The sequence below is a fragment of the Streptomyces sp. CAI-85 genome, assembly GCF_013363615.1.
GTDB classification, from domain to species: Bacteria; Actinomycetota; Actinomycetes; order Streptomycetales; family Streptomycetaceae; genus Streptomyces; species Streptomyces antibioticus_B.
In genome coordinates this window covers 60,002-81,221 of record NZ_JAANNX010000005.1, presented here as the reverse complement: position 1 = coordinate 81,221, position 21,220 = coordinate 60,002, and the positions used below count along the sequence as shown (strand labels likewise).

Annotated in this window: 18 protein-coding genes; 7 read left to right on the top strand and 11 right to left on the bottom strand. The window is 74.9% G+C overall.

Annotation, left to right across the window (positions count from 1 at the left end; translation table 11 throughout):
* Window positions 1-31 precede the first annotated feature (31 nt).
* The 3 genes from G6W55_RS09255 (at window position 32) to G6W55_RS09245 (ending at window position 5,197) form a co-directional block, all read left to right on the top strand.
* Window positions 32-2,668, top strand: a complete 2,637-nt coding sequence (locus tag G6W55_RS09255) for an alpha/beta fold hydrolase (RefSeq protein ID WP_175520313.1) — start codon at window positions 32-34, stop codon at window positions 2,666-2,668.
* Window positions 2,665-3,519, top strand: coding sequence for an ABC transporter permease (locus tag G6W55_RS09250; protein ID WP_175520312.1), 855 nt, complete (start codon window positions 2,665-2,667; stop codon window positions 3,517-3,519). Before G6W55_RS09255 ends, G6W55_RS09250 begins: the two co-directional genes overlap by 4 nt.
* Window positions 3,520-3,670: 151 nt before the next feature.
* The gene (locus G6W55_RS09245) at window positions 3,671-5,197 is read left to right on the top strand and encodes a VWA domain-containing protein (protein ID WP_175520311.1); all 1,527 of its coding nucleotides are present in this window, start codon (window positions 3,671-3,673) and stop codon (window positions 5,195-5,197) included.
* Window positions 5,198-5,221: 24 nt separating this feature from the next.
* Here the strand turns inward: G6W55_RS09245 and G6W55_RS09240 are convergent, their stop codons facing one another.
* Both G6W55_RS09240 and G6W55_RS09235 read right to left on the bottom strand, forming a co-directional pair.
* Window positions 5,222-5,629 carry a rodlin gene (locus G6W55_RS09240; RefSeq protein WP_175520310.1) on the bottom strand — a complete coding sequence of 136 codons (408 nt, stop codon included), beginning with the start codon at window positions 5,627-5,629 and terminating at the stop codon, window positions 5,222-5,224.
* 191 nt (window positions 5,630-5,820) lie between these two features.
* Complete coding sequence (locus G6W55_RS09235) at window positions 5,821-6,231, bottom strand: rodlin (protein ID WP_175520309.1); 411 nt, start codon at window positions 6,229-6,231, stop codon at window positions 5,821-5,823.
* A 228-nt stretch (window positions 6,232-6,459) separates the two neighbouring features.
* Here G6W55_RS09235 and G6W55_RS09230 point away from each other — a divergent pair, with 228 nt between their 5' ends.
* From G6W55_RS09230 to G6W55_RS09220, 3 genes are all read left to right on the top strand, one after another.
* Window positions 6,460-6,873, top strand: coding sequence for a rodlin (locus tag G6W55_RS09230; RefSeq protein ID WP_175520308.1), 414 nt, complete (start codon window positions 6,460-6,462; stop codon window positions 6,871-6,873).
* 170 nt (window positions 6,874-7,043) lie between these two features.
* Window positions 7,044-7,271: a chaplin gene (locus G6W55_RS09225; protein WP_175520307.1), complete on the top strand. Its 228-nt coding sequence runs from the start codon at window positions 7,044-7,046 to the stop codon at window positions 7,269-7,271.
* A 140-nt stretch (window positions 7,272-7,411) separates the two neighbouring features.
* Window positions 7,412-8,353, top strand: a complete 942-nt coding sequence (locus G6W55_RS09220; protein ID WP_175520504.1) for a chaplin family protein — start codon at window positions 7,412-7,414, stop codon at window positions 8,351-8,353.
* Here G6W55_RS09220 and G6W55_RS09215 read toward each other — a convergent pair.
* Window positions 8,313-9,575, bottom strand: coding sequence for an ATP-grasp domain-containing protein (locus G6W55_RS09215; RefSeq protein ID WP_309243663.1), 1,263 nt, complete (start codon window positions 9,573-9,575; stop codon window positions 8,313-8,315). The two genes, G6W55_RS09220 and G6W55_RS09215, sit on opposite strands and share 41 nt — an antisense overlap.
* A gap of 157 nt (window positions 9,576-9,732) precedes the next feature.
* Here G6W55_RS09215 and G6W55_RS09210 point away from each other — a divergent pair, with 157 nt between their 5' ends.
* Window positions 9,733-11,004 (top strand): glycoside hydrolase family 26 protein, encoded by a 1,272-nt coding sequence (locus G6W55_RS09210; protein WP_175520306.1) that lies wholly within the window; start codon window positions 9,733-9,735, stop codon window positions 11,002-11,004.
* 40 nt (window positions 11,005-11,044) lie between these two features.
* Here G6W55_RS09210 and G6W55_RS09205 read toward each other — a convergent pair whose 3' ends face one another.
* The 8 genes from G6W55_RS09205 to G6W55_RS09170 form a co-directional block, all read right to left on the bottom strand.
* Window positions 11,045-12,193: a GNAT family N-acetyltransferase gene (locus tag G6W55_RS09205; RefSeq protein WP_175520503.1), complete on the bottom strand. Its 1,149-nt coding sequence runs from the start codon at window positions 12,191-12,193 to the stop codon at window positions 11,045-11,047.
* 59 nt (window positions 12,194-12,252) lie between these two features.
* Complete coding sequence (locus G6W55_RS09200; RefSeq protein WP_030779756.1) at window positions 12,253-12,900, bottom strand: LPS biosynthesis protein; 648 nt, start codon at window positions 12,898-12,900, stop codon at window positions 12,253-12,255.
* Window positions 12,897-14,054: a glycosyltransferase gene (locus G6W55_RS09195; RefSeq protein ID WP_175520305.1), complete on the bottom strand. Its 1,158-nt coding sequence runs from the start codon at window positions 14,052-14,054 to the stop codon at window positions 12,897-12,899. The genes G6W55_RS09200 and G6W55_RS09195 overlap by 4 nt, the downstream gene beginning before the upstream one ends.
* Window positions 14,054-14,773 (bottom strand): polysaccharide deacetylase family protein, encoded by a 720-nt coding sequence (locus G6W55_RS09190; RefSeq protein ID WP_078633538.1) that lies wholly within the window; start codon window positions 14,771-14,773, stop codon window positions 14,054-14,056. Before G6W55_RS09190 ends, G6W55_RS09195 begins: the two co-directional genes overlap by 1 nt.
* Window positions 14,757-16,649, bottom strand: a complete 1,893-nt coding sequence (murJ, locus tag G6W55_RS09185; RefSeq protein WP_175520304.1) for a murein biosynthesis integral membrane protein MurJ — start codon at window positions 16,647-16,649, stop codon at window positions 14,757-14,759. Before murJ ends, G6W55_RS09190 begins: the two co-directional genes overlap by 17 nt.
* A gap of 152 nt (window positions 16,650-16,801) precedes the next feature.
* On the bottom strand, window positions 16,802-18,106 hold the full coding sequence (locus G6W55_RS09180; protein ID WP_175520303.1) for an O-antigen ligase: 1,305 nt from the start codon (window positions 18,104-18,106) through the stop codon (window positions 16,802-16,804).
* 8 nt (window positions 18,107-18,114) lie between these two features.
* Window positions 18,115-19,530, bottom strand: coding sequence for an exopolysaccharide biosynthesis polyprenyl glycosylphosphotransferase (locus G6W55_RS09175; protein WP_175520302.1), 1,416 nt, complete (start codon window positions 19,528-19,530; stop codon window positions 18,115-18,117).
* Window positions 19,527-20,699, bottom strand: coding sequence for a glycosyltransferase (locus G6W55_RS09170; protein WP_175520301.1), 1,173 nt, complete (start codon window positions 20,697-20,699; stop codon window positions 19,527-19,529). The genes G6W55_RS09175 and G6W55_RS09170 overlap by 4 nt, the downstream gene beginning before the upstream one ends.
* Between the last annotated feature and the right edge of the window lie 521 nt (window positions 20,700-21,220).

The window sequence follows — 21,220 nt, the reverse complement described above, 5'->3', positions numbered from 1 at the left end:
TCCCGACAGGTCGACCCCGTACCGTTGAACCATGGATCTTCGACTGCCCGGCCTCCGGGGACCACGGCGGCCGCGGCGGCTCCTCGCCGCCGTGGCCGCCGTCGCCGTCCTCGCCGGCGCCGGTACGTGGACGGCCGTCGCCTCCGACGACGGCCCCACCCCGGTGCGCCGCGCCGACCGGGTGACGACGGTGGACGGGGTCCGCCTGGACACCTCCTACTTCACCGCGGGCCCCTCCGGCCGCCGCCCCGCCGTCCTGCTCGGCCACGGCTTCGGCGGCAGCAAGGACGACGTCCGCCGGCAGGCCGAGGACCTCGCCCGCGACGGCTACGCGGTCCTGACCTGGTCCGCGCGCGGCTTCGGCGAGTCCACCGGGAAGATCGGGCTGAACGACCCGAAGGCCGAGGTCGCCGACGTCTCCAGGCTGATCGACTGGCTGGCCGGACGGCCCGAGGTGCGGCTGGACGGCGCGGGCGACCCGCGCGTCGGCGTCGCCGGCGCCTCCTACGGCGGCGCGGTCTCCCTCCTCGCCGCCGGGTACGACGACCGGGTCGACGCCATCGCCCCCGCGATCACCTACTGGAACCTGGCCGACGCCCTGTTCCCCGACGGCGTGTTCAAGAAGCTGTGGGCCGGCATCTTCGTCAACACCGCCGGCGGCTGCGCCGAGTTCGAGCCCACGCTGTGCGCGATGTACGAGCGGGTCGCCGAGTCCGGCACCCCCGACCCCGCCGCCCGCGCCCTGCTGGAGGAACGCTCGCCGTCCGCCGTCGCCGACCGCATCAAGGTCCCCACCCTCCTCGTGCAGGGCCAGACCGACTCCCTCTTCACCCTCGCCCAGGCCGACGCCGCCGCGCGGGCGATCCGCGCCAACGGCGCACCGGTCGACGTCGACTGGATCGCGGGCGGCCATGACGGCGGCGATCTGGAGGGCGACCGGGTCCAGGCCCGGGTGACCTCCTGGTTCGACCGCTATCTCAAGGGCGAGAAGTCCGCCGACACCGGCCCCGCCTTCCGTGTCTCGCGCACCGGAGGCGTCGACTCCACCGACGGCGCCGCCCTGCTCAGGGGCGCGAGCGCCGACCGCTACCCCGGTCTGACCGGCGACCCCCGTCCGATCGCGCTCACCGGACGCGAGCAGTCCTTCGCCAACCCGGCCGGCGCCGCCCCGCCCGCCGTCTCCGCCCTGCCCGGCCTCGGCGGCGGCGGACTCTCCCAGCTCTCCTCCCTGGGCGTCGGCGTCTCCCTCGACTTCCCCGGCCAGTTCGCCGCCTTCGAGTCCGCGCCCGTCACCGACGACCTGCGCATCACCGGTTCCCCGACGGCCACCGTCCACGTCACCTCCACCTCGAAGGACGCCGTCCTCTTCGCCAAGGTCTACGACGTCGGCCCCAACGGCAGCAGGGTGCTCCCCGCCCAACTCGTCACCCCCGTCCGGGTCGAGAACGCCGAGGCCGGCCAGGACGTCACGATCACCCTCCCGGCGATCGACCACGACCTCGACAAGGGCCACCGGCTGCGCCTGGTCCTCGCCTCCACCGACCTCGGCTACGCCTCCCCGGTCACCCCGGCGACCTACACCGTGTCCCTCAAGGGCGACCTGAACGTCCCCACCGCCCCCGGTGTGACGACCGCCGCCGCCCCGCTGCCGTCCTGGGTCTGGTGGCTGCCCCTGGCGGGCGCCGCGCTCGCCCTCGTCCTGCTGGCCACCGGCCGCCGCACCGCGGGACCCGCCCCCGACCCGGAGCTGGCCGAGGTCCCCCTCCAGATCACCGACCTCGCCAAGAAGTACGCGGGCGGCGAGCGCTACAGCGTCCGCGACCTCTCCTTCCGCGTCGAACAGGGCCAGGTCCTCGGCCTGCTCGGCCCCAACGGCGCCGGCAAGACCACCACCCTGCGCATGCTGATGGGCCTGATCACCCCCGACGGCGGCGAGATCCGCGTCTTCGGGCACGCGATCCGGCCCGGCGCGGCCGTCCTCTCCCGGGTCGGCGCGTTCGTCGAGGGCGCCGGTTTCCTCCCGCATCTGTCGGGGCGGGAGAACCTGGAGCTGTACTGGCGGGCCACCGGCCGCCCCGCCGAGGACGCCCACCTGGACGAGGCCCTGGAGATCGCCGGCCTCGGCGACGCCCTCGCCCGCGCGGTCCGCACCTACTCCCAGGGCATGCGGCAGCGCCTCGCCATCGCCCAGGCCATGCTCGGCCTGCCCGACCTGCTCATCCTGGACGAGCCGACCAACGGCCTCGACCCGCCGCAGATCCGCGAGATGCGCGAGGTGATGATCCGGTACGCGGCCGCCGGACGCACGGTGATCGTCTCCAGCCATCTGCTCTCCGAGGTCGAGCAGACCTGCACCCACCTCGTGGTCATGGACCGCGGCCGGCTCGTCCAGGCCGGCCCGGTCGCCGAGATCGTCGGCTCCGGCGACACCCTCCTGGTCGGCACCGCCGTCCCCGTGGAGGAGCCCGTCGCCGAGAAGGTCGCGGCGCTGCCCGGGGTCACCTCGGCGACCGTCACCGACGACGGACTCCTCGTCCGCCTCGCCGCCGACGGCTCCGCCCCGCGCCTGATCGCCGAACTGGTCCGCCTCGACGTGCCCGTGGCGTCGGTCGGCCCGCACCGCCGCCTGGAGGACGCCTTCCTCACCCTGATCGGAGGTTCCGCATGAGCACGCTCACCGAGGTCGCCTCCGGATACCGGGCGGGCCACACCCTCCCGCTCCGCGTCGAACTGGTCCGCCAGCTCAAGCGCCGCCGCACCCTCGTCATGGGCGGCATCCTCGCCGCCCTGCCGTTCGTGCTGCTCATCGCCTTCGCCATCGGCGGCGAACCCGACGGCCGGGGCGACCGGGTCACCCTGATGGACACCGCCACCGCCTCCGGCGCCAACTTCGCCGCCGTCAGCCTGTTCGTGTCCGCCGGCTTCCTGCTCGTCATCCCGGTCGCCCTGTTCTGCGGCGACACCGTGGCCTCCGAGGCCGGCTGGTCCTCGCTGCGCTATCTGCTCGCCGCCCCCGTGCCCCGGGCCCGGCTGCTGTGGTCCAAGCTCGTCGTCGGCCTCGGCCTCAGCCTGTCCGCGATGATCCTGCTGCCGGTCGTCGCCCTCGCCGTCGGCACCGCCGCCTACGGCTGGGGCCCGCTGCGGCTGCCCACCGGCGGCGCGCTCGACCCCGGCACCGCCGCCCAGCGCCTCGTGGTCGTGGTGGCGTACATCTTCGTGTCCCAACTGGTCACCGCCGGGCTCGCGTTCTGGCTGTCCACCCGGACCGACGCCCCGCTCGGCGCGGTCGGCGGCGCGGTCGGCCTCACCATCGTCGGCAACGTCCTCGACGCCGTCACCGCCCTCGGCGACTGGCGGGACTTCCTGCCCGCGCACTGGCAGTTCGCCTGGGCCGACGCCGTCCAGCCCACCCCCGAATGGTCCGGCATGATCCAGGGCACCGCCGTCTCGGTGACGTACGCCGTCGTCCTGTTCGCCCTGGCCTTCCGCGGTTTCTCCCGCAAGGACATCGTGTCCTAGGCCAACGGAGGATCACCCACCGGTCTCGGCGGGCCCGTTCCGTGCCCGCTTCGAGACACATCCGCAACACCCCGTACCGCACGTTCCGGCCCCCTGCCCCGTCACAGTCACACACGACGAGGGAATCCGAAGGACACAGGGGGTACGGAACATGAGGATCCATCGGACACGGCGTCTCCTCGCCCTGGCCGCGGCCACCGGGCTGCTGCTCACGGGCTGCGGCTGGGGCGGATCGAGCAGCGACCACAGCGGCGCCGACCGCGCCGGCGACCAGCGCGCCGGCGACCACCGGGCACCGACCGTGCCCCGGGGCGGCACCGACGAGGACGACACCTCCCGCGAGGCCGCCCCCGACCGCCTCTCCACCTTCGCCCTGGACGTCGACACCGCGTCCTACGGCTACGCCCGCCGCACCCTCGCCGACGGCGCGCTGCCCGACCCCTCGACGGTCCGCCCCGAGGAGTTCGTCAACAGCTTCCGCCAGGACTACGAGCGTCCCGACGGCGACGGCTTCTCGGTCACCGTCGACGGCGCCCGCACCGGCGACGACTGGTCCCTGGTCCGGGTCGGCCTCGCCACCCGCGCCGCCGAGAGCCGCGCCGAACGGCCGCCCGCCGCCCTCACGTTCGTCGTCGACGTCTCCGGCTCCATGGGCGACCCCGGCCGCCTCGACCTCGCCCGGTACGCCCTCGGCACCATGACCGACGGGCTCCGCGACGACGACTCCGTGGCGATCGTCACCTTCAGCGACCGGGCCGAGACCGTGCTGCCGATGACCCGCCTCGGCGCACACCGCGGCCGGGTCCACGACGCCATCGACAGCCTGGAGCCGCTGTCCGCCACCAACCTCGGCGCCGGCGTCGAGACCGGCTACGAGACCGCCGTCGAGGGCCTGCGCCGGGGCGCCACCAACCGGGTCGTGCTGGTCTCCGACGCGCTCGCCAACACCGGTGACACCGACGCCGACACGATCCTGGAGCGCATCTCCACCGCCCGCCGCGAGCACGGCATCACCCTCTTCGGCGTCGGCGTCGGCAGCGACTACGGCGACGCCCTGATGGAACGCCTCGCCGACAAGGGCGACGGCCACACCAGCTACGTCTCCACCGAGGAGGAGGCCCGCACCGTCTTCGGCGAGCAACTCCCGCGCAACGTCGAGCTGACCGCCCGCGACGCCAAGGCCCAGGTCGCCTTCGACCCCGGGACCGTCGCCGAGTTCCGCCTCATCGGCTACGACAACCGCCGCGTCGCCGACGACGACTTCCGCGACGACCGGGTCGACGGCGGCGAGGTCGGCCCCGGCCACACCGTCACCGCCCTCTACGCGGTGCGCACGAAGCCCGGCGCCCGCGGCCACCTCGCCACCGCCACCGTCCGCTGGCTCGACCCCCGCACCCGCACCCCGCACGAGGCCACCGGCCGGATCGAGGCCGGCGCCCTGCACGAGCGGCTCGACGACGCGCCCGCCCGCTTCCAGGTCGCCGCCGTCGCCGCCTACCTCGCCGACGCCCTGCGCGCCCCGGACCGTCCGCTGCCGGACGCCCCGTCCCTCGGCGCCCTCGGCGAACGCGCCGACACCCTGGCCGCGCGGACCGAGGACGACGACGTGCGCGACCTCGCCGAGGCCGTGCACTCCGCCGACAAGCACGCGAAAGGCGGGTCACCGGAGGACCGGTGACCCGCCTTGGCGGGGAAGGACGGCTCAGCCGTTGCCCGCGCCGTTGCCCGAGAGGGCCGAGATGTCGTCCAGGATGTGCGACAGCGGCTCGTCGCCCTTGGCCTGGGTGGAGTTCTCGACACACTGCTGGTTCTGCGGGGAGGACAGGACGTTGATGTCCTGGACCGCGACCGGGATGGCACCGATCAGCGAGCCGACGTTCGCCTTCAGCGGCAGGCCCACACACGGCTTGTTCAGCGAACCCTGCACCAGCGCGAGCTGCGGGCTCATGTCGCCGAACGTGGCCGAGTTGCCGAACGACTGGCTGGCGCCGTTGCCGCTCGCGGACGTGGTGCCGCTGTCGTCACCGATGGCCAGGGCCTGCGGAGCGGACGCGATCGCGACGCCGGCCAGGGAGGCGGCGACAGCCGCGGTTGCCCACAGCTTCTTCATGTTCTTTCCCTTCGAGAAGCGGGCTCCGGGGGAGGAGCTGCGTGCTGGTTAATACCTGGTGAGGGACGAAAGTTGCGGGCTGTGCCCCGTTCGGAGCAGCGCACCCGCCACGGGCGCCGCGCGCCCCTCACCTGCCCGTACACGCGGCAGCGGGCCGCCGGAGAACCGGCGGCCCGCTGCACGGGACGGACTCAGTGGTTGGCGGCGCCGTTGCCGGCGAGCACGGAGATGTCGTCCAGGATGTGCGACAGCGGCTCGTCGCCCTTGGCCTGCGTGGAGTTCTCCACACACTGCTGGTTCTGCGGGGAGGACAGGACGTTGACGTCCTGGACCGCGATCGGGATGAGACCCACGGCGCTGCCGAGGTTGAGCTTGGCCGGCAGACCGATGCAGGGCTTGTTGAGGGAGCCCTGGATCAGCGCCAGCTGCGGGCTCATGTTGCCGTAGGTGGCGGAGTTGCCGAACGCCTGGCTGGCGCCGTTGCCGCTCGCGGAGGTGGTGCCGGTGTCGTTGCCGATGGCCAGCGACGGGGCGGCGGCCGCAGCCATGGCACCGACGACGGATACGGCGACCGCGGCGCCGGCCCAAACCTTCTTGATCACGTTCAAGTCCCTTTCTGGAGAAACCCCGTCCACCGGAGCGCCCTGGTCAACTCTCCGCACCGTGTTTGGTTGTTCTTCTTCACTCCGATGGCCCATTCCGCGGCACTGTCCGCACGCCCAGAACTTCGATCGGGTGAAGCGCCGCAACCATTCCCCGTGCGCCCGGTTGAGTCGGGGGCAGGCACATGGCCCCGGCGTCGGAGCCGGGGCAGGGAAAGGAAAAGCGAAATGCTGAAGAAGGCAATGGCCGCGGCGGCGGTCGCCGCTTCTGTCGTCGGTGCGTCGGCGGCGGCAGCCCCCCAGGCGCTTGCCATCGGGGACGACGCCGGCACCACCTCCGCGAGCGGCAACGGCGCGCAGTCGGCGTTCGGCAACTCCGTGACCAAGGGCGACCTGAGCCCGCAGGCCACGCTGGTGCAGGGCTCCGTCAACAAGCTCTGCCTGGGCGCTCCGGTCAAGGCCAACGCGGGCAGTCTGGTCGGCCTCCTGGTTCCGGTCGCGGTCCAGGACGTCAACGTGCTGGCCTCCCCGCAGAACCAGCAGTGCGCCGAGAACAGCACCCAGGCCAAGGGCGACGAGCCGCTGTCGCACATCCTGAGCGATATCTCCGCGCTCTCGGGCAACGGCCTCCAGAACGGCTGACACCCCCCGCGCTCCCCGAACGGCCCGCATTCCGTGCGGGCCGTTCGGCTTTTCCGCCATGCGAGTTAATAGTGTGAATATATTCGAGTGAATTCCCTGGCGAAGCGTGGTGGGTGCTTCTCCCGGACGGCTATCTCTGGTTCAGGCATGTCCGCAGAGAAGGGAAAATCATGAAGAAGAGCGCTGCTGTTGTCGCGGGTCTCGTGCTGGCCCTCGGTGGAGCCACTCCGGCCTTCGCCGACTCGGACGCCCACGGTGCCGCGGTCGGCAGCCCGGGCGTCCTGTCCGGCAACGTGGTTCAGATCCCCGTGGAGCTCCAGGCCAACGTGTGCGGCAACTCGATCAACGTGATCGGCCTGCTGAACCCGGCCTTCGGCAACGTCTGCGTCAACGGCTGACGGCACGTCACACCGGCCGCAGGGCCGGATCCGGGCCGGCCTTGGAGAGCTTCCGCGCGTTCTGAGGCCGGCCCTTCCCACTTCTTCGAGCAGGAACAAGCAGGAAGACAACGAGATTGCGACAGACGCTGAGTAAGGGAATGGTCGTGGCCGCCGCCGCGGCCGGCATTCTGTCCCTGTGCGCCGGCGGTACCGCTTTCGCGGACTCGCACGCGGACGGGGCCACCAGGGGCTCGCCCGGAGTGGTGGCGGGCAACGACATCCACGTTCCGGTGCACCTGCCGGCGAACGTCTGCGGCAACTCGACCGATGTCGCCGCCGCGCTCGACGCCGCCTTCGGCAACCTCTGCGCCGACACCTCGGCCGCCCCCGCCGCCACGCCCACCCACAAGGTCCCGGTGCCGGCCAAGCAGCAGAAGGACGACGACGCGGGATACGGCAAGGACGACTCCGACGAGGGCGACTCCGACGAGGGCCGCGGCTACGGCGACGACCACACCACTCCGCCCCCGTACGGCGGGGACGACGACCACACCACCCCGCCGCCCTACGGAGGCGGTCACTCGACCCCGCCCCCGTACGGCGACGACGACGCCACGACCCCGCCCCCCTACGGCGGCGGCCACTCGTCCCCGCCCCCCTACGGCGGGGACGACGACCACTCCACGCCGCCTCCGTACGGCGGGGGTCACACGACGCCGCCTCCCTACGGCGGCGACGATGACGACCACACGACCCCGCCCCCGTACGGCGGGGACGACGACCACACCACGCCGCCGCCCTACGGTGGCGACGACGACCACACCACGCCGCCCCCGTACGGCGGGGACGACGACCACACCACGCCGCCGCCCTACGGCGGGGACGACGACGATCACTCCGCCCCGCCCCCGCACCACAACGGCGACCACTCCGGCGGGGACCACCAGGGCGGGGGCAACGGCTGGGGTCACGACCGGCCGCAGCTCCCGAACACCGGTGGTGAGCGCCAGGCCCTGCTGGCGGCCTCCGGTGTCAGCGCCGTCCTGATCGCGGGCGGCGTCATCCTCTACCGGCGAGGCCGGTCCGCGACCCGTCGCTGACCGAGCCGGGTGCCGGGCCGCCTCGCGCGCGCCCGGCACCCGCGCCCGCCGCCGGCAGCCCCTCCCGCAGCCGGCGGCCCACATGCGCGCACCACAGACGCCGCATCGCCCGCCCCGGCCCCGGATCGTCGGCCGCGCCCCAGGCCAGCTCACGGCCGTGCGCACCCCGGCGCAGCGTGGCCAGCGGCGCGTAGTTCTCCACCACGAACACCCGCCCGGGCCGTGCCACCCCGGCGGACAGCGGACGGTGGGTCAGATCCAGGTGCTGCGCCCGTACGACGTCCAGTCCGGCCGTGTCCGTGAAGAGCCGGAACTGCGCGCCGGGCCGCGGGTTGAAGTCGAGCAGGTGGTAGTCGCCGGTCGTGCCGCAGCGGCGGAAGTCCAGATCGAGGATGCCGCGGTAGCCGAGCCGCTCGGTGAGCCGTTCGGCGAGCGAGCGCACTCGGGCGTTCTCGGCCCACTCGCCCACCGCGGTCAGCCCGGCGCCGCGCGGCCAGGCGGAGAGCTTGCGGCCCGGACCGCCGGCCCGCAGGGTGCCGTGGCGGTCGGCGTACGCGTGGAAGAACCAGTCGCGGTCGCGCCCCGGCGGCAGGAACTCCTGGAGCAGCAGCCGGCTGCCGGCGTCCCCGGAGCGCAGATACAGCTCGCGCGCCTCCCGGGGTGAGCGCACGACGGCGGTGCTGCGCAGTCCGCCCGCCGCCGGCAGCAGCCACGGCCGGCTCCACTTCGCCACCACCGGCAGCCCGAGCCGGTTCACGGCCGAGACGGCCTCCTGGGCGCTGTCCGGGGCCAGCGTCACCGGGTGCGGCACCTCCGCCGCGGCGCACAGCGCGGCCAACTCGGCCTTGTCCGCGACCTGTTCGGAGACCGGGGCGGGTTGCCGGGGCAGCAGGTAGGCGGGGGCCAGCTCGGCGCGCAGTCCGCTCACCGCGAGCGCGCCCGCGTCGTCCATCGGGATCAGCACGGCCGGCCGTTCGATCCGCGCGGCCACCCGCAGCAGCACGGCGGCGACCTCCTCGGGTCCGGCGCCGGGCGGCGGCGGATGGTGCACCTGGCGGACGAACCGGGACGCGCGGACCGGGCTGTCGGCGGTGTCGGCGACCAGGTGCACGGGCACTCCGGCCCGGCCGAGCGAGCGCACGGCGCCCAGGGTTCCGTGGTGGAAGGGGTTGCGGTCGATCCGCAGCAGTACGGCGGGGACGCGGACGTCGAGCGGCGACACGGGCAGGTCTCTCTTCGGTTCGTCAGATCGTCGGTTCGTCAGGTGATGAGGTGTCACCGGGTTGGGCGATCAGGGCACTCGAAAGCCGTAGTGGCGGTGGCGTGCGCCCTTTTTCTGTGACTTTCATATGACTTGAGTGACGGACAAAGGAGCTGGTATGGCCCCACCACAGCGACGCGGCCGGTTCCGGCGTTCGGCCGTCGTCGCGGCCGCGGTCGCGACGACCGCCGCCCTCGCGGCCGGCCCCGGATTCGCCGCGGCCACGGGATCGGCACGGGACACCGACCCGCCCGCCCCCACCCCGGCCGCCGCTTCCACCGAACCCATCGAGTCCCCGGCCGCGCGCCCCGCCTTCGGCGCCTACCTCGACTACGGTCCCCGGGGCGTGGCCCGGATCGCCCGGCTCAGCGCCTGGCTGGGCGGCGCCGACCTGCGGGTCGGCCACACCTATCTGCCCGGCGACCGCTGGCACAACATCGAGGGCCCGCCCGGCTTCCTCGACGTCTGGGCGGACTGGCGTGCCGAGCGGGAGGACCGGATGCTCGTCCTCAACGTGCCGATGCTGGAACGCAACGAGGAGGGCGTCCCCGACGACGAGGTGCGCGAACTGCTCCGGCAGGGCGCCGAGGGCCGGTTCGACCACCACTTCAAGGCGCTCGCCGAGCGGCTGGTCTCGCTGGAGGCGCCGGACACGGTGATCGTGCTCGGCTGGGAGATGAACGGCGTCACCTACACCCACCGCTGCGGCCCCGACCCCGAGGCGTGGAAGACGTACTGGAACCGGATCGTCACGACGATGCGGTCCGTGCCGGGCCAGAAGTTCAGGTTCGACTTCACCCCGTCGCGCGGTCTGGACGCCGTGCCGTGGACCGAGTGCTATCCCGGTGACGACACGGTCGACGTCATCGGCATGGACTCCTACGACCAGCCGGCCGGCCTCTCCTTCGACGAGCAGGTGACGGAACCGTACGGGCTCCAGGCGCACGTGGACTTCGCCCGGGCCCACGGCAAGCCCGTGTCGTATCCCGAATGGGGGCTCTTCCGCAACGGCGACAACCCCGAGTACATGCGGCGCATGCTCGCGTGGATGGACGAGCAGCGGCCGCTCTACAACACGCTGACCGACTACTGCCCGCACGGCGTCTGGCAGTGCGGGGAGAACCCGCGGGCGTCCGACGTCTACCGCACGGTTCTGTCCGGCCGCACCGACGGGCCGACGACCCCCGTGGAGCCCGCCGGTCCCACGGCCCCCGCCGAGCCCGCGACCCCGGCCGAACCCCCGTCCTCCATGGAGTCCACGCCGCCCGTCGCTCCACCAGCCCCTCGCCCCTCCTCCACCTGTTCGCCGCTGGATCTCGGTCTCTGGGTGGAGCACTGGCTCGGCGGACGGCCGTGCGTGCCCGTCGAACGGCGGTCGCGCACCGGGTGAGCCGGGCGGTACGGCACACCGCGGTGGCGGCGGGCCCGCGTCAGGACCCGCCGCCACCGTCACGCTCCGTCCGGCGCTCCCAGCGCAGCCGCAGTTCCTTGCCGCCGCGCCGCGCGGCCACGTCGCAGAGCGCCGCCGACAGCAGCGGCGCGGTGCGGCGCCGGGCCAGCAGCAGCCGCTGGTTGACGACCGGCTCCGGCCGCCAGTGGTGCTTGTACGGTTCGTCGCCGCGCAGCAGGCTCAGCGCGGTCCGGCCGCCGTCCCGGGTGTGCTCGGCGCAGGCGTCGAGCAGCATCACCGCCACGTCCGCCTTGCGCTCCCGCAGCCGCGGATGGGCGCCGTACAGATAGCCGCCCGCGAGCCGCCGGGACAGCAGGGTGAGGTCGACGGCCACCACCTCGCCGTCGAGCCGGAACTCGGTGACCACCGCGTCCCCGGAGCGTGTCATCGGCCCGACCGAGCGCACCAGGTGCTCGTGGAAGCGGGGGCGCAGATGCTCGCCGGTCACCCCGCGGCCCTGCCACTGGAGCCGGTGCAGTGCGAGCAGCCGGCGCAGCGCCCCGTCCACCTCGCCGGGCGGCACCGTGCGGCGCTCCACCCCGAGCGCGGCCAGCTTGCGCTGCTTTGCGCGCACCCGCTGGGCCTTCGCGGACGGCAGCCGGCCCACCAGCTCCGCCATCGGCAGGGCGGGCAGCTCCAGGCACAGCGAGTCGTCCACCCGTCGGCGCGGTCCGGTCCAGCGGTCGTAGACCCGTTCCACCGCGCCGCCCGGCCGTACCTCGCGGAAGTCGATCACCGCGGTGCGGGCGGCGGCCGTGAGGCCCTCGGTGAGCGCGGCGACGGCCCGCTCGGCGTGCCCGTCGTCGACGAGCACGTCCGCGTAGTCGGAGATCGCCCCGCCGAGCGGCACCAGCGCGGGCACCGGACGGTGTACGGCGGTCAGGGGAGCGGCGGCGAGGAGTTCGCCGCCCTCGCGCACCAGCAGCAGCCGCAGCCGGCCGGGCCTGCCGTAGGACTGCCACCAGGAGTGCAGCCAGGCGTGGTGCTGGAACGGGGTGGCCGTCGCGCAGCGCCCGTACAGGCGGCCCCAGGCGGGGGCGAGGGCGGCGAAGTCCCTTTCGGTGGTGACGAGTTCGGTGACGAGACCGCCGCCGCCCCGTCCTGCGCCGCTCCCGGAGCCGGGGCCGATGCCGCCGCCGGGCCGGGTGCGGTGTCCGGTGGCCCCGGCGTCCGGGGCCGCCGCCGGCTTCACAGCGCTCCGCGGACGTCCGCGGCCAGGGCGGGACCCGGCACGTTCGCGGCGGGGCGGCCCGGTGCCTCGCGCTCCCGCCTCGGCCGCACCAGCAGCGCGAGCCCGCCGAGGAGCCCGCCCGCGCTCGTCCCCACCAGCGCGGTGATCAGCGGGGAGGCGGAAGAGGGGTCGGTGGGCCGTACCGCGGGGGCGAACTCCTGGAGTTCGACGTTGGTGGACTTCTCGCTGGTCGCCGCGTGCCGGGTGAGCGCGGCCGAGACCGCGTTGGCCATGCCGGCGGCCAGGTCGGCCCGTTCGGAGGTGGCCGTGACGGCGACCATCGGGGCGTCCGGGGAGGTCGACGTGCGCACACTGCGCTGGAGGGTCCCCGCGGGCACCCCGGCCGCGTCCTGCGCGTCCCCGAGCACCGCGAGCTGCGTCGCGACCCGCCCGTACGCCTGCGCGAAGCCCAGCGCGGACGCCGGATCGGACCGTTCGGTGGGGACGGCGACGACATAGGCGGTGGCCGTGTAGACCGGCGGCTGGAGCGCGCCGTACGCGCCGCCGAGGACGCCCCCGGTGACGGCCCCGGCGGCCAGCAGGGACCAGGGCGGCAGTCGTCTGGCGCGGTGTGTGGCGGTGGCACGCCGAGAGTGTTCGGTCATGGGGAACTGACTCCCTTGGGTGTCGGGGAAGCGGCGGTCGGCAGGGGCTGTCCGGTGAGGGCGGCCGCGTAGACGTCCATGAGCCGGGCGGCGCTGCGGCCGACGGCGTAGTGGTGCGCGGCCTCGGGCGCGGTGCGCGCGGCCGGGGGTGCGGCGCGTGCCTCGGCCAGCGCGCGGGCGAACGCCCCGGCGCCGCCGCTCACTTGGCGCGCGAGCGGCGTGGGGTGGTGGTCGAGCGCGGGGCAGGAGGCGTGGCGCACGGGCAGTCCGGACGCCAGCGCCTCCACCACGGCCAGACCGAAGGTCTCGTCGGGGGACGGCGAGGCGAGCACGTCCATCGCGGCGAGGAGGGACGGCAGATCGGGGCCCGGGGTGCCGTCGGGGACGTAGGGGCGCTCGCCGGTCAGGATCACCCGGTCCGCGACCCCGGCCTCGCGGGCGGTGCGCCGCAGCGCGTCCTCCTCGGGGCCGCCGCCGACCAGCAACAGGTGGCAGTCGGAGGGGAGTTGCGCGAGGGCGCGGATCACGACCGCGAACCGCTTGCCGGGGACGAGGCGGCCGACGCCCCCGACGACGTACGCGTCCTCGGGCAGCCCGAGGGCCCGCCGGGTGCGATGGCGGGCGGCCGGTTCGAAGCGGAAGCGGTCCAGGTCGATGCCGTTGGGGACGACCCCGATACGCGCGTCCGGCACCCCCCAGGCGCGCAGCCGGGCGGCGACCGCGGGGGAGACGGCGACCGTGGCGCGGCCCAGCCGCTCGCCCGCCAGATACAGCGCGCGGACCCCGGCGGTCAGCCGCCTGCCCTCCAACTGAGTGTTGCCCAGGGAGTGTTCGGTCGCCACCACGGCCCGCACACCCGCGAGCCGCGCGGCCAGCCGCCCGTACAGACAGGCCCGGTAGAGATGGGTGTGGACGAGGTCGTAGCCGCCGGAGCGGACGATGCCGGTCAGCCGGGGCAGCGCGGCGAGGTCCCGGTTGCCGCGCATGCCGAGGTGGATCACCCGGACGCCGTCCGCGGTCAGCCCGTCGGCCACCGGCCCCGGGTTCGTCAGCGTCACCACGTCGCATTCGGCGGGCAAGTGCCGTAGCAACAGCCGAAGTTGCTGCTCGGCGCCGCCGGTCCCGAGCCCGGTGATGATGTGCAGCGCCCGCACTACAGACCCTCCACCGGTCGCCGGCGCAGCCCGTGCAGCCGGTACTTGAGGAAGAGCCGGACCGCGCGGTCGTTCTGTCCGACATGGACGCGGGGGAGCGCGTGCGGGCCGTTCAGCGGGCCCGGGTCGATCGCGCAGGCGTAGTCGTATCCGGCGTCCCGTACGGCGGCCACGGCGCGCGCGTCGACCGTCCCGTACGGGTAGCAGAACCCGGCGACGTCGGTGCCGAGGAGGCCGGCGAGGACGGTCCGGCTCTCGGCGGTCTCCGCCTTGAGGGTGAGGTCGTCGGCGCGGGTGAGGTCGGTGTGGGTGAGGCCGTGCGAACCGATCTCGATGCCCTCGGCGGCGGCCCGCCGGACGCCGTCGGCGGTGAGCAGCGGTTTGCGCGGGCCCAGCGGGTCCCAGGCGTTGTCGCCGCCGAGCCGTCCCGGCAGCACGAACAGGGTGGCGGTGCAGCGGTGTTCGCGCAGCACGGGCAGGGCGCCGGTGACGAAGTCGGCGTACCCGTCGTCGAAGGTGAGACCGACCAGCCGTCGCCGGTCGGGCGCGGCCAGCAGTTCGGCCACCGACACGCCCCGCAGGCCGCGGCGGGCCAGCCAGGTGAGCTGGCGGTCCAGGCGTTCGGGGGTGACGGTGATGCGGTACGGGTCGTCGGAGCAGTCCCCCACGGAGTGGTACATCGCCACCCAGGGGACCCTGGCGTCAACGGGAACGGACATACGGCAGCCTTCGGGTCACGGAACCTGCGAAACGGAGTGCGTGAACGACACCTTGGGCGCCCAGGGCCCGGCCGGCCGCCAGGAACACGCCGGTCACGGTGAGTCCGCCGACGGCCAGACCGGCCAGGGGAGCGCCGTCGAGCCGGGCGGCGACCAGGGCACCGGCGGCGGTCGCCGCGACGGCCGCGACCACCGGTGCGGCCAACTGCCCGATCACCGTCGGGAGATGGACCGGCACGCTGCGCGGGCCCATCCCGGCGAGCAGCACCAGGGCGGTGACGGTGATCCCGGCCGCGTTGGCGGCGGCGATCCCGTACACGCCCCACGGGCCGACGGCCAGGGCGCCGGCGGCCGACGTCACCGCGATCCCGGTGGCCATCGCGCCCACCGGGTACCAGGCGCCGCGGCCCGCCGAGAAGTACGAGCGGGCCAGCACCCCGGTGAGCGTCTGGCCCAGCAGGCCGAGCGCGTACACCCGCATGACACCGGCCGTCGCCGCCGTGTCCGAGGCGGTGAACGCGCCGCGCTGGAAGAGGAGTCCGATGATCTGCGGGGCGCACGCCACGACCGCGGCGGTGCCCAGCAGCACGATGGACGCGGCCAGCGCGAGGTCCCGCTCCACCCGGCCCTTGGCCCGCTCGACGTCCCCGTCGGCCAGCGCCCGCGCGACCACCGGGAAGGTGACCGTGCACACCATCACCGACAGGATCATCGGCATCTGGGCGACCTTCTGGGCGTAGTTGAGGTGCGAGATCGCCCCGGACGGCAGCGAGGACGCGAGGAACCGCTCGACGAGCACCTGCGACTGCCGGCACAGCGCGAACAGCAGCACGGTCGCGAGCAGGGCGGTGTCGAGGGGGCGGGCCTCGTCCTCGTTCCGTGCTCCACCGGCGGTCTTTTTCCTCAACTGCCGGAGCAGTGCGGGCACTTGCACGACGACCATCAGGCAGCCGCCGACGGCGACACCGGCCGCCGCCGCCCGCACCCCCCACTGCCCGCCGAGCACGAGCATCCCGGTGATGATGCCGACGTTGTAGGCCACGTAGATCGCCGCGGGGGCGAGGTACCGGCGGTGCGCGCGCAGGGCCGCGCTGCAATACCCGGCGAGCCCGAAACTGACCACGCAGGTCGCGGTGATCCGGGTGCAGTCGACGGCGAGCGCGGGATCCGGCAGACCGGGCGCGAGCACCTCCACGACCTGGGGCGCGATCCCGGCGAGCAGCGCGCCGACCGCGACGAACGCCAGCGCCAGCCGCGGCAGCGTCCCGGCGACCAGCGCGCGCACGGGGTCGCCGGGGACGCCCTGCGCCCTGCGGGCCAGCGCCATGCTGAACGCCGGGATCAGCGCGAACGCCAGCCCGTCCTCGATCAGCAGCGTGGCCGCGAACTCCGGCACGGTCCACGCCACCAGGAACGCGTCCGTATCACTCCCGGCCCCGAACAGCCGCGCCAGTGCCTGATCCCGCACCAGCCCCAACAACGCCCCGGCGACGGACAGCCCGGCGGTGACGAGAGCGGCCTTGGCGAGGAAGTTCCGCGAGGCGGAGGGAAGTTCGGGGGACTCGGAGCCGACGCCCACGGCTTCCTCGGCCGCCGGGACCGGGGCGGGCCTGTGGGGCGGGGTGGCCGGCGCGGACGCCGGGGGCACCGTGAAGGCCCCTTCGGCCCGGGTGGTCGGCGCAGCCCCGAGGCCGAGCCCGACGGCAGTCCCTTCGACCGAGCCGGTCGGAGCGACCGGGCCCTGGACGGGGGCGACCCCCGGGGTGACGAACAGATCGGCGCTCCCGCCGGACGCGCCGGCCGGCCCCGCCGACCCGCTCCCTGCTGCGTCCGCCCACGTGGCCCACCCCGTCGAGTCGGCCGTCGCCCCCGACATGCCTCCCGAAGTCGCCCCGAGCGCGCTGCCCTCCGTCGGGCAGGGCGCCGCCCCCGGTGTGGGCACCGCCCCCCGTGCGGTCGCACCGGGCGAGCGGGAGGGCGGTACCCCCCGGCAGGGGCTCGTGTTCGCGTCGTGGGGTGGAGGCGCCGTCATCGGGTGTCGGCCTTCCCGGGGGTGGCTGCCAGGCCCCACCACGCCCCCACGCCGAGCAGGACGGCCGTCAGGACGGTCGAGGGGCCGCCGATGTCGGCGTAGGCGAAGTCGGTGAGTTGCCAGGTCAGGAGGCCGCAGGCGATGAGGGCGCAGTCCAGGCCGGGGCCCTCGCGGCGCACCGTCCACCAGCCGCGCAGGGCGCAGACCAGGAGGGCCAGCCAGCCGCCCGCCAGGGCGAGCAGGCCGATCAGGCCCTGTTCGCCGAGGATCAGCAGGTACATGTTGTGCGGGGAGAGCAGCGGCTGCCGTACGAAACCGGAGCCCGCGCCGTCGGTGTCGCTGCCGGAGGACAGCGCCAGCGCGGCGTGCGCGTCCCGGTGCTCGGGGAAGCCCTTCAGACCGACCCCGGTCAGCGGCTGCTCCCGCCACATCCCGACCGCGGCCGCCCACATCGTGTACCGGTCGGTGACCGACTGGTCGGGCGCGTCGGCGACCTGGGTGATGCTGCCGACCCGCTCCTGGAGCATCGCCGAGCCGACCCCGAACCCGCCGACCAGGACCACCCCGGCCGCCACCGCCGCCGCGCCCACCTTGAGCGCCCGCAGCGGCCCCGCCAGCACCAGTTGGAGCGAGCAGGCGACCGCCGTCGCGATCCAGGCGCCCCGGCTGAAGGACAGCGCGAGCGGCACCAGGAGCGCGAGCGCCGCCGCGGCCGCCACCGCCCGCCGCCGCGCGGAGGTCCGCCCGAGGGCCAGCCCCACCGCGCAGACCAGCCCGAACGACACCACGGTCGCCATGCCCATCACGTCCTGCGGCCCGAACGTGCCGACCGCGCGGATCGTCTCCCCCTGGTAGGAGGCACCGGTCCCGGTGACGAACTGGTGCACCCCGACCGCCCCCTGCCACCCGGCGAGCCCCACGAACGTCCACGCCAGCAGCCGTAGATCCGAGCGCCCCCGGATCAGCAGCAGCACGGCCGCCGGGACCAGCACGAACACCTGGAGATAGCGGCCCAGACCGCTCAGGCCCGCCCCCGGCGAGGACGCCCCGAGCGCCGCCAGCGCGAGCCCGGCGACCGGCAGCCCCAGCACCACGGCGGCCGTACGGGACAAGGGCCGCCGCCGCTCCCGCAGCAGCCGTACCGCGCAGAACAGCACCACGAGCGCGGACAGCGCGTCGGCCGGTCCCGCGCCGCCCTCCCCGCCGGGGGCGACGGGCAGGGCGAGCGCCGCGACCACGGCGGCCACCGGCAGCACCGGCGACAGCCCCCGGGCGGACGGCACGGGCAGGGCGAGGGTCATCGGTCGGATCAGCTCCCGGTCGGCCGTACGAGGGAGGCCGCGGTCCGCAGCAGGATGCAGACGTCCTGCCACAGCGACCAGTTGTCGATGTACGCGTTGTCGAAACGGGCCCGGTCCTCGATGGAGGTGTCACCGCGCAGCCCCTGCACCTGCGCCAGGCCGGTGATCCCGGTCCGCATCCGGTGCCGGGCCGCGTATCCGGGATACGTCTGGCTGAACTGGCCGACGAAGAACGCCCGTTCGGGACGCGGCCCGACCAGGCTCATGTCGCCCCGCAGCACGTTCCAGAGCTGGAGCAGCTCGTCCAGCGAGGTGGTGCGCAGAAACCGGCAGAAGGGGCTCATCCGCACCTCGCCCGCCACGCTCCAGCGGGTCGCCGACTCGTGCGCGTCGGCCGGACGGTGGGTGCGGAACTTCAGCAGCGTGAAGGGCCGCCCGTCCTTGCCGATCCGCTCCTGCCGGAAGACCACGCCCGGCCCCTCGGTCAGCCGCAGCACCGCCGCGCACAACGCGAGGAGCGGCCCGGTCAGCAGCAGCAGCGCCCCCGCGACCGTGACGTCCAGCAGCCGTTTGCCGAAGCTGCCGCGCCGCCCGGCCACCGGGTCGAGCCGCCGGCAGGCGAACCCGGCGATCTGCTCCCGGCTCGCGTACGACGGACTGTCCGCGTCGACCTCCCACACCGTGCAGCCCGACGCGGCCAGCGCCCGCAGCAGCGGCCCCTGCACCGTACGGACGGCCGGGTGGACGCACAGCACGTCCAGGACGCCGTTCTGGATCAGGGCCCGCTGCACCTCCTGACCGCTGGTCAGCACCGGCAGCCCGCCGGGACCGTCCGGGCGCTCGGCCACCACGCCCACCGGCATCACCCCGCACCGCGGATGGCGCAGCACCGCCGCCGCCACCCGCTGCGCGGTCGCCGCCGGACCGATGACGAGCGCCGCGCGCGGATGCCGCAGCAGCGCCCGCCGCCGGCGCAGATGCACCAGCGCCCGCCCCGTACAGGCGGCCGCCGTCTGCGCCGCGAAGCCGCACAGCAGGGTGCGGGCCGCGAGCGCGTGCGCCGGCTGCCAGGCGGCGGCGAGCGCGCCGAGCGCCAGCCAGACCACGGCGATCCGGGCGCACAGAGCGGGCAGTTCGTCCAGGACACCGGTCACCGCGCCCGGACGGCCCGGGCGCAGCAGTAACGACATCGCCATGAGCGGCAGCACCAGCGTCGGGTGCTGCCCGGCCGCCAGCAGCGCGGCCGCGCCCGCGAGCCCCGCCGCGCCGTCGGCCAGCAGCAGCGGCACGGGCGAGACGGTGCGCGCCGGGGGACGCCGGGCGGGATACCGGAACCCGGCGCTCGCCGCGCGCCGCGGGATGACGGAGACGGGCGAGGGAGCGGCCTGCGTGCCGGGGGAGGGCACCATGCTTTCCGCAGTCACGGGTGGAGGGACTCCCTGCGCTCGGAGGGCACGAGCCGCGCGGCCGGCACCCGGCCGAGCAGGTCGCGGTAGAGGTCCAGGACCGTCTCGGCCGTGTGCCGTACGTCGTGCGCGGCGAGGACGTGACGACGCCCCGGGCCGCCCAGCGACGCCCGCAGCGGCGGGTCCGCCAGCAGCGCGCCGACCGCCCCGGCCAGCGTCGCCGGATCGTCCGCGGGCACCAGGCAGTGCGGCGCGAGGTCCGCGGGCAGGCTCTCCCGGGCGCCGTCCACCTCGCTCACCACCACGGCCCGGCCGCAGGCCAGCGCCTCCAGCGGGGCCAGCGCCATGCCCTCCCAGCGCGAGGGCAGCACCACCAGATCGGCGGCCCGGTACCAGGGCGCCGCGTCCCCGACCCCGCCGGCGAACACCACCGACTCCGGCGCCGCGGCGCGCAGCGCGGCCCGGTCGGGACCGTCGCCGACCAGCACCAGACGCGCCCCGGGCACCCGCCGTACGACGTCCGGCCAGGCCCGCAGCAGGACGTCCTGCCCCTTCTGCCGGCACAGCCGCCCCACGCACACCACGAGCGGCGCCGCCGGGTCGTGGCCGGGCAGCAGCGCGGCCCGCTCCGGCCCGGCGGGGCCCGGCCGGAACCGCTCGGTGTCGACGCCGTTCGGGACGACGCTCCACCGGCCGGCGATCCCGGCACGCTCGCCGGTGGCCCGCTCCGCCTCGCTCACGCACACCAGCCGGGTGGCCCAGCGGGCGCCGTACCGCTCCCAGTTCCGGGCGAGCGCGGCGACGGTCCCGCCGACCGCCTCGAAGGACCAGGCGTGCGGCTGGAACACCGTCGGGATCCGCCCGCGCACCGCGAGCCGCCCGGCAAGCCCGGCCTTCGCGCTGTGTGCGTGCACCAGCGCCGGCCGGACCTCGCGGACCAGCCGGGCGAGCCGCCGCACCTCGCCGGGCAGGGCGGGACCGGGGGACCGGGTCGCCTCCCAGCGCCGTACGTCCGCGCCCAGGGCGCGTAGCGAGCCGCCGAGGTCGCTGTCGGGACAGGCCACCGTGACGCGCAGTCCGGCGGCGAGCTGGGCCCGCGCCAGGTCCGTCACGACACGGGCTACCCCGCCGTCCACGGGCTGGGTGAGGTGCAGCACCCTCGGTACGAAGGGCTCTGGCTGGTGCATGGCGCGGTTCCCTCGCTCACGGTGACGCTCGGCGCGGACGGGTGTGCGCCTCCGCGTCCTTCGTCCGTGTGTCGACGGCGACGAAGAGCGCCCGGCCCACGCGTCCCGGTGCGAACGAGCCAAAAGGCCCGCTGGTCACCGCCGTGCCGCAAACCCGCTCCGTGATCGAACACGCGGCGGTGCCGGCCGGGGGTGTCGGCGTACGCCGGTTCACGCGCCGCCCGGCCGCCCCTGGCCCGTTGACCGGTGGGTTCAGCGGATCGTCAGATGGATGGACCGGCCCCGGACATCTGCGTCCGCGCGCGGGCCGGTCGAGCGGGTGCGCGAACCACCCGAACGGCCGGGGCGGACACCCGGCGCGCACGTCCCCTCCGGCCCGGCCGCGCCGCCTCCCGTCCGGCCGCGCATCACTCAAATGGCGGCACAACTCCCGGCGGCGCCACGCGTTGACACAGTGCCGGGCTTCACCGCCCGGATGTTCGTGTCACCTCCCCGCCACACCCCCCAAGGAGCACCTCTCC

Bases quoted from the DNA above. Each gene is read 5' to 3' on its own strand.
- G6W55_RS09220 (WP_175520504.1), top strand. From the start codon at position 7,412: ATGGTCGTGGCCGCCGCCGCGGCCGGCATTCTGTCCCTGTGCGCCGGC.
- G6W55_RS09210 (WP_175520306.1), top strand. From the start codon at position 9,733: ATGGCCCCACCACAGCGACGCGGCCGGTTCCGGCGTTCGGCCGTCGTC.
- G6W55_RS09190 (WP_078633538.1), bottom strand. From the start codon at position 14,773: ATGTCCGTTCCCGTTGACGCCAGGGTCCCCTGGGTGGCGATGTACCAC.
- G6W55_RS09225 (WP_175520307.1), top strand. From the start codon at position 7,044: ATGAAGAAGAGCGCTGCTGTTGTCGCGGGTCTCGTGCTGGCCCTCGGT.
- G6W55_RS09180 (WP_175520303.1), bottom strand. From the start codon at position 18,106: ATGACCCTCGCCCTGCCCGTGCCGTCCGCCCGGGGGCTGTCGCCGGTG.
- G6W55_RS09170 (WP_175520301.1), bottom strand. From the start codon at position 20,699: ATGCACCAGCCAGAGCCCTTCGTACCGAGGGTGCTGCACCTCACCCAG.
- G6W55_RS09245 (WP_175520311.1), top strand. From the start codon at position 3,671: ATGAGGATCCATCGGACACGGCGTCTCCTCGCCCTGGCCGCGGCCACC.
- G6W55_RS09200 (WP_030779756.1), bottom strand. From the start codon at position 12,900: ATGACCGAACACTCTCGGCGTGCCACCGCCACACACCGCGCCAGACGA.
- G6W55_RS09250 (WP_175520312.1), top strand. From the start codon at position 2,665: ATGAGCACGCTCACCGAGGTCGCCTCCGGATACCGGGCGGGCCACACC.
- G6W55_RS09230 (WP_175520308.1), top strand. From the start codon at position 6,460: ATGCTGAAGAAGGCAATGGCCGCGGCGGCGGTCGCCGCTTCTGTCGTC.
- G6W55_RS09255 (WP_175520313.1), top strand. From the start codon at position 32: ATGGATCTTCGACTGCCCGGCCTCCGGGGACCACGGCGGCCGCGGCGG.
- murJ (WP_175520304.1), bottom strand. From the start codon at position 16,649: ATGTCGGGGGCGACGGCCGACTCGACGGGGTGGGCCACGTGGGCGGAC.
- G6W55_RS09240 (WP_175520310.1), bottom strand. From the start codon at position 5,629: ATGAAGAAGCTGTGGGCAACCGCGGCTGTCGCCGCCTCCCTGGCCGGC.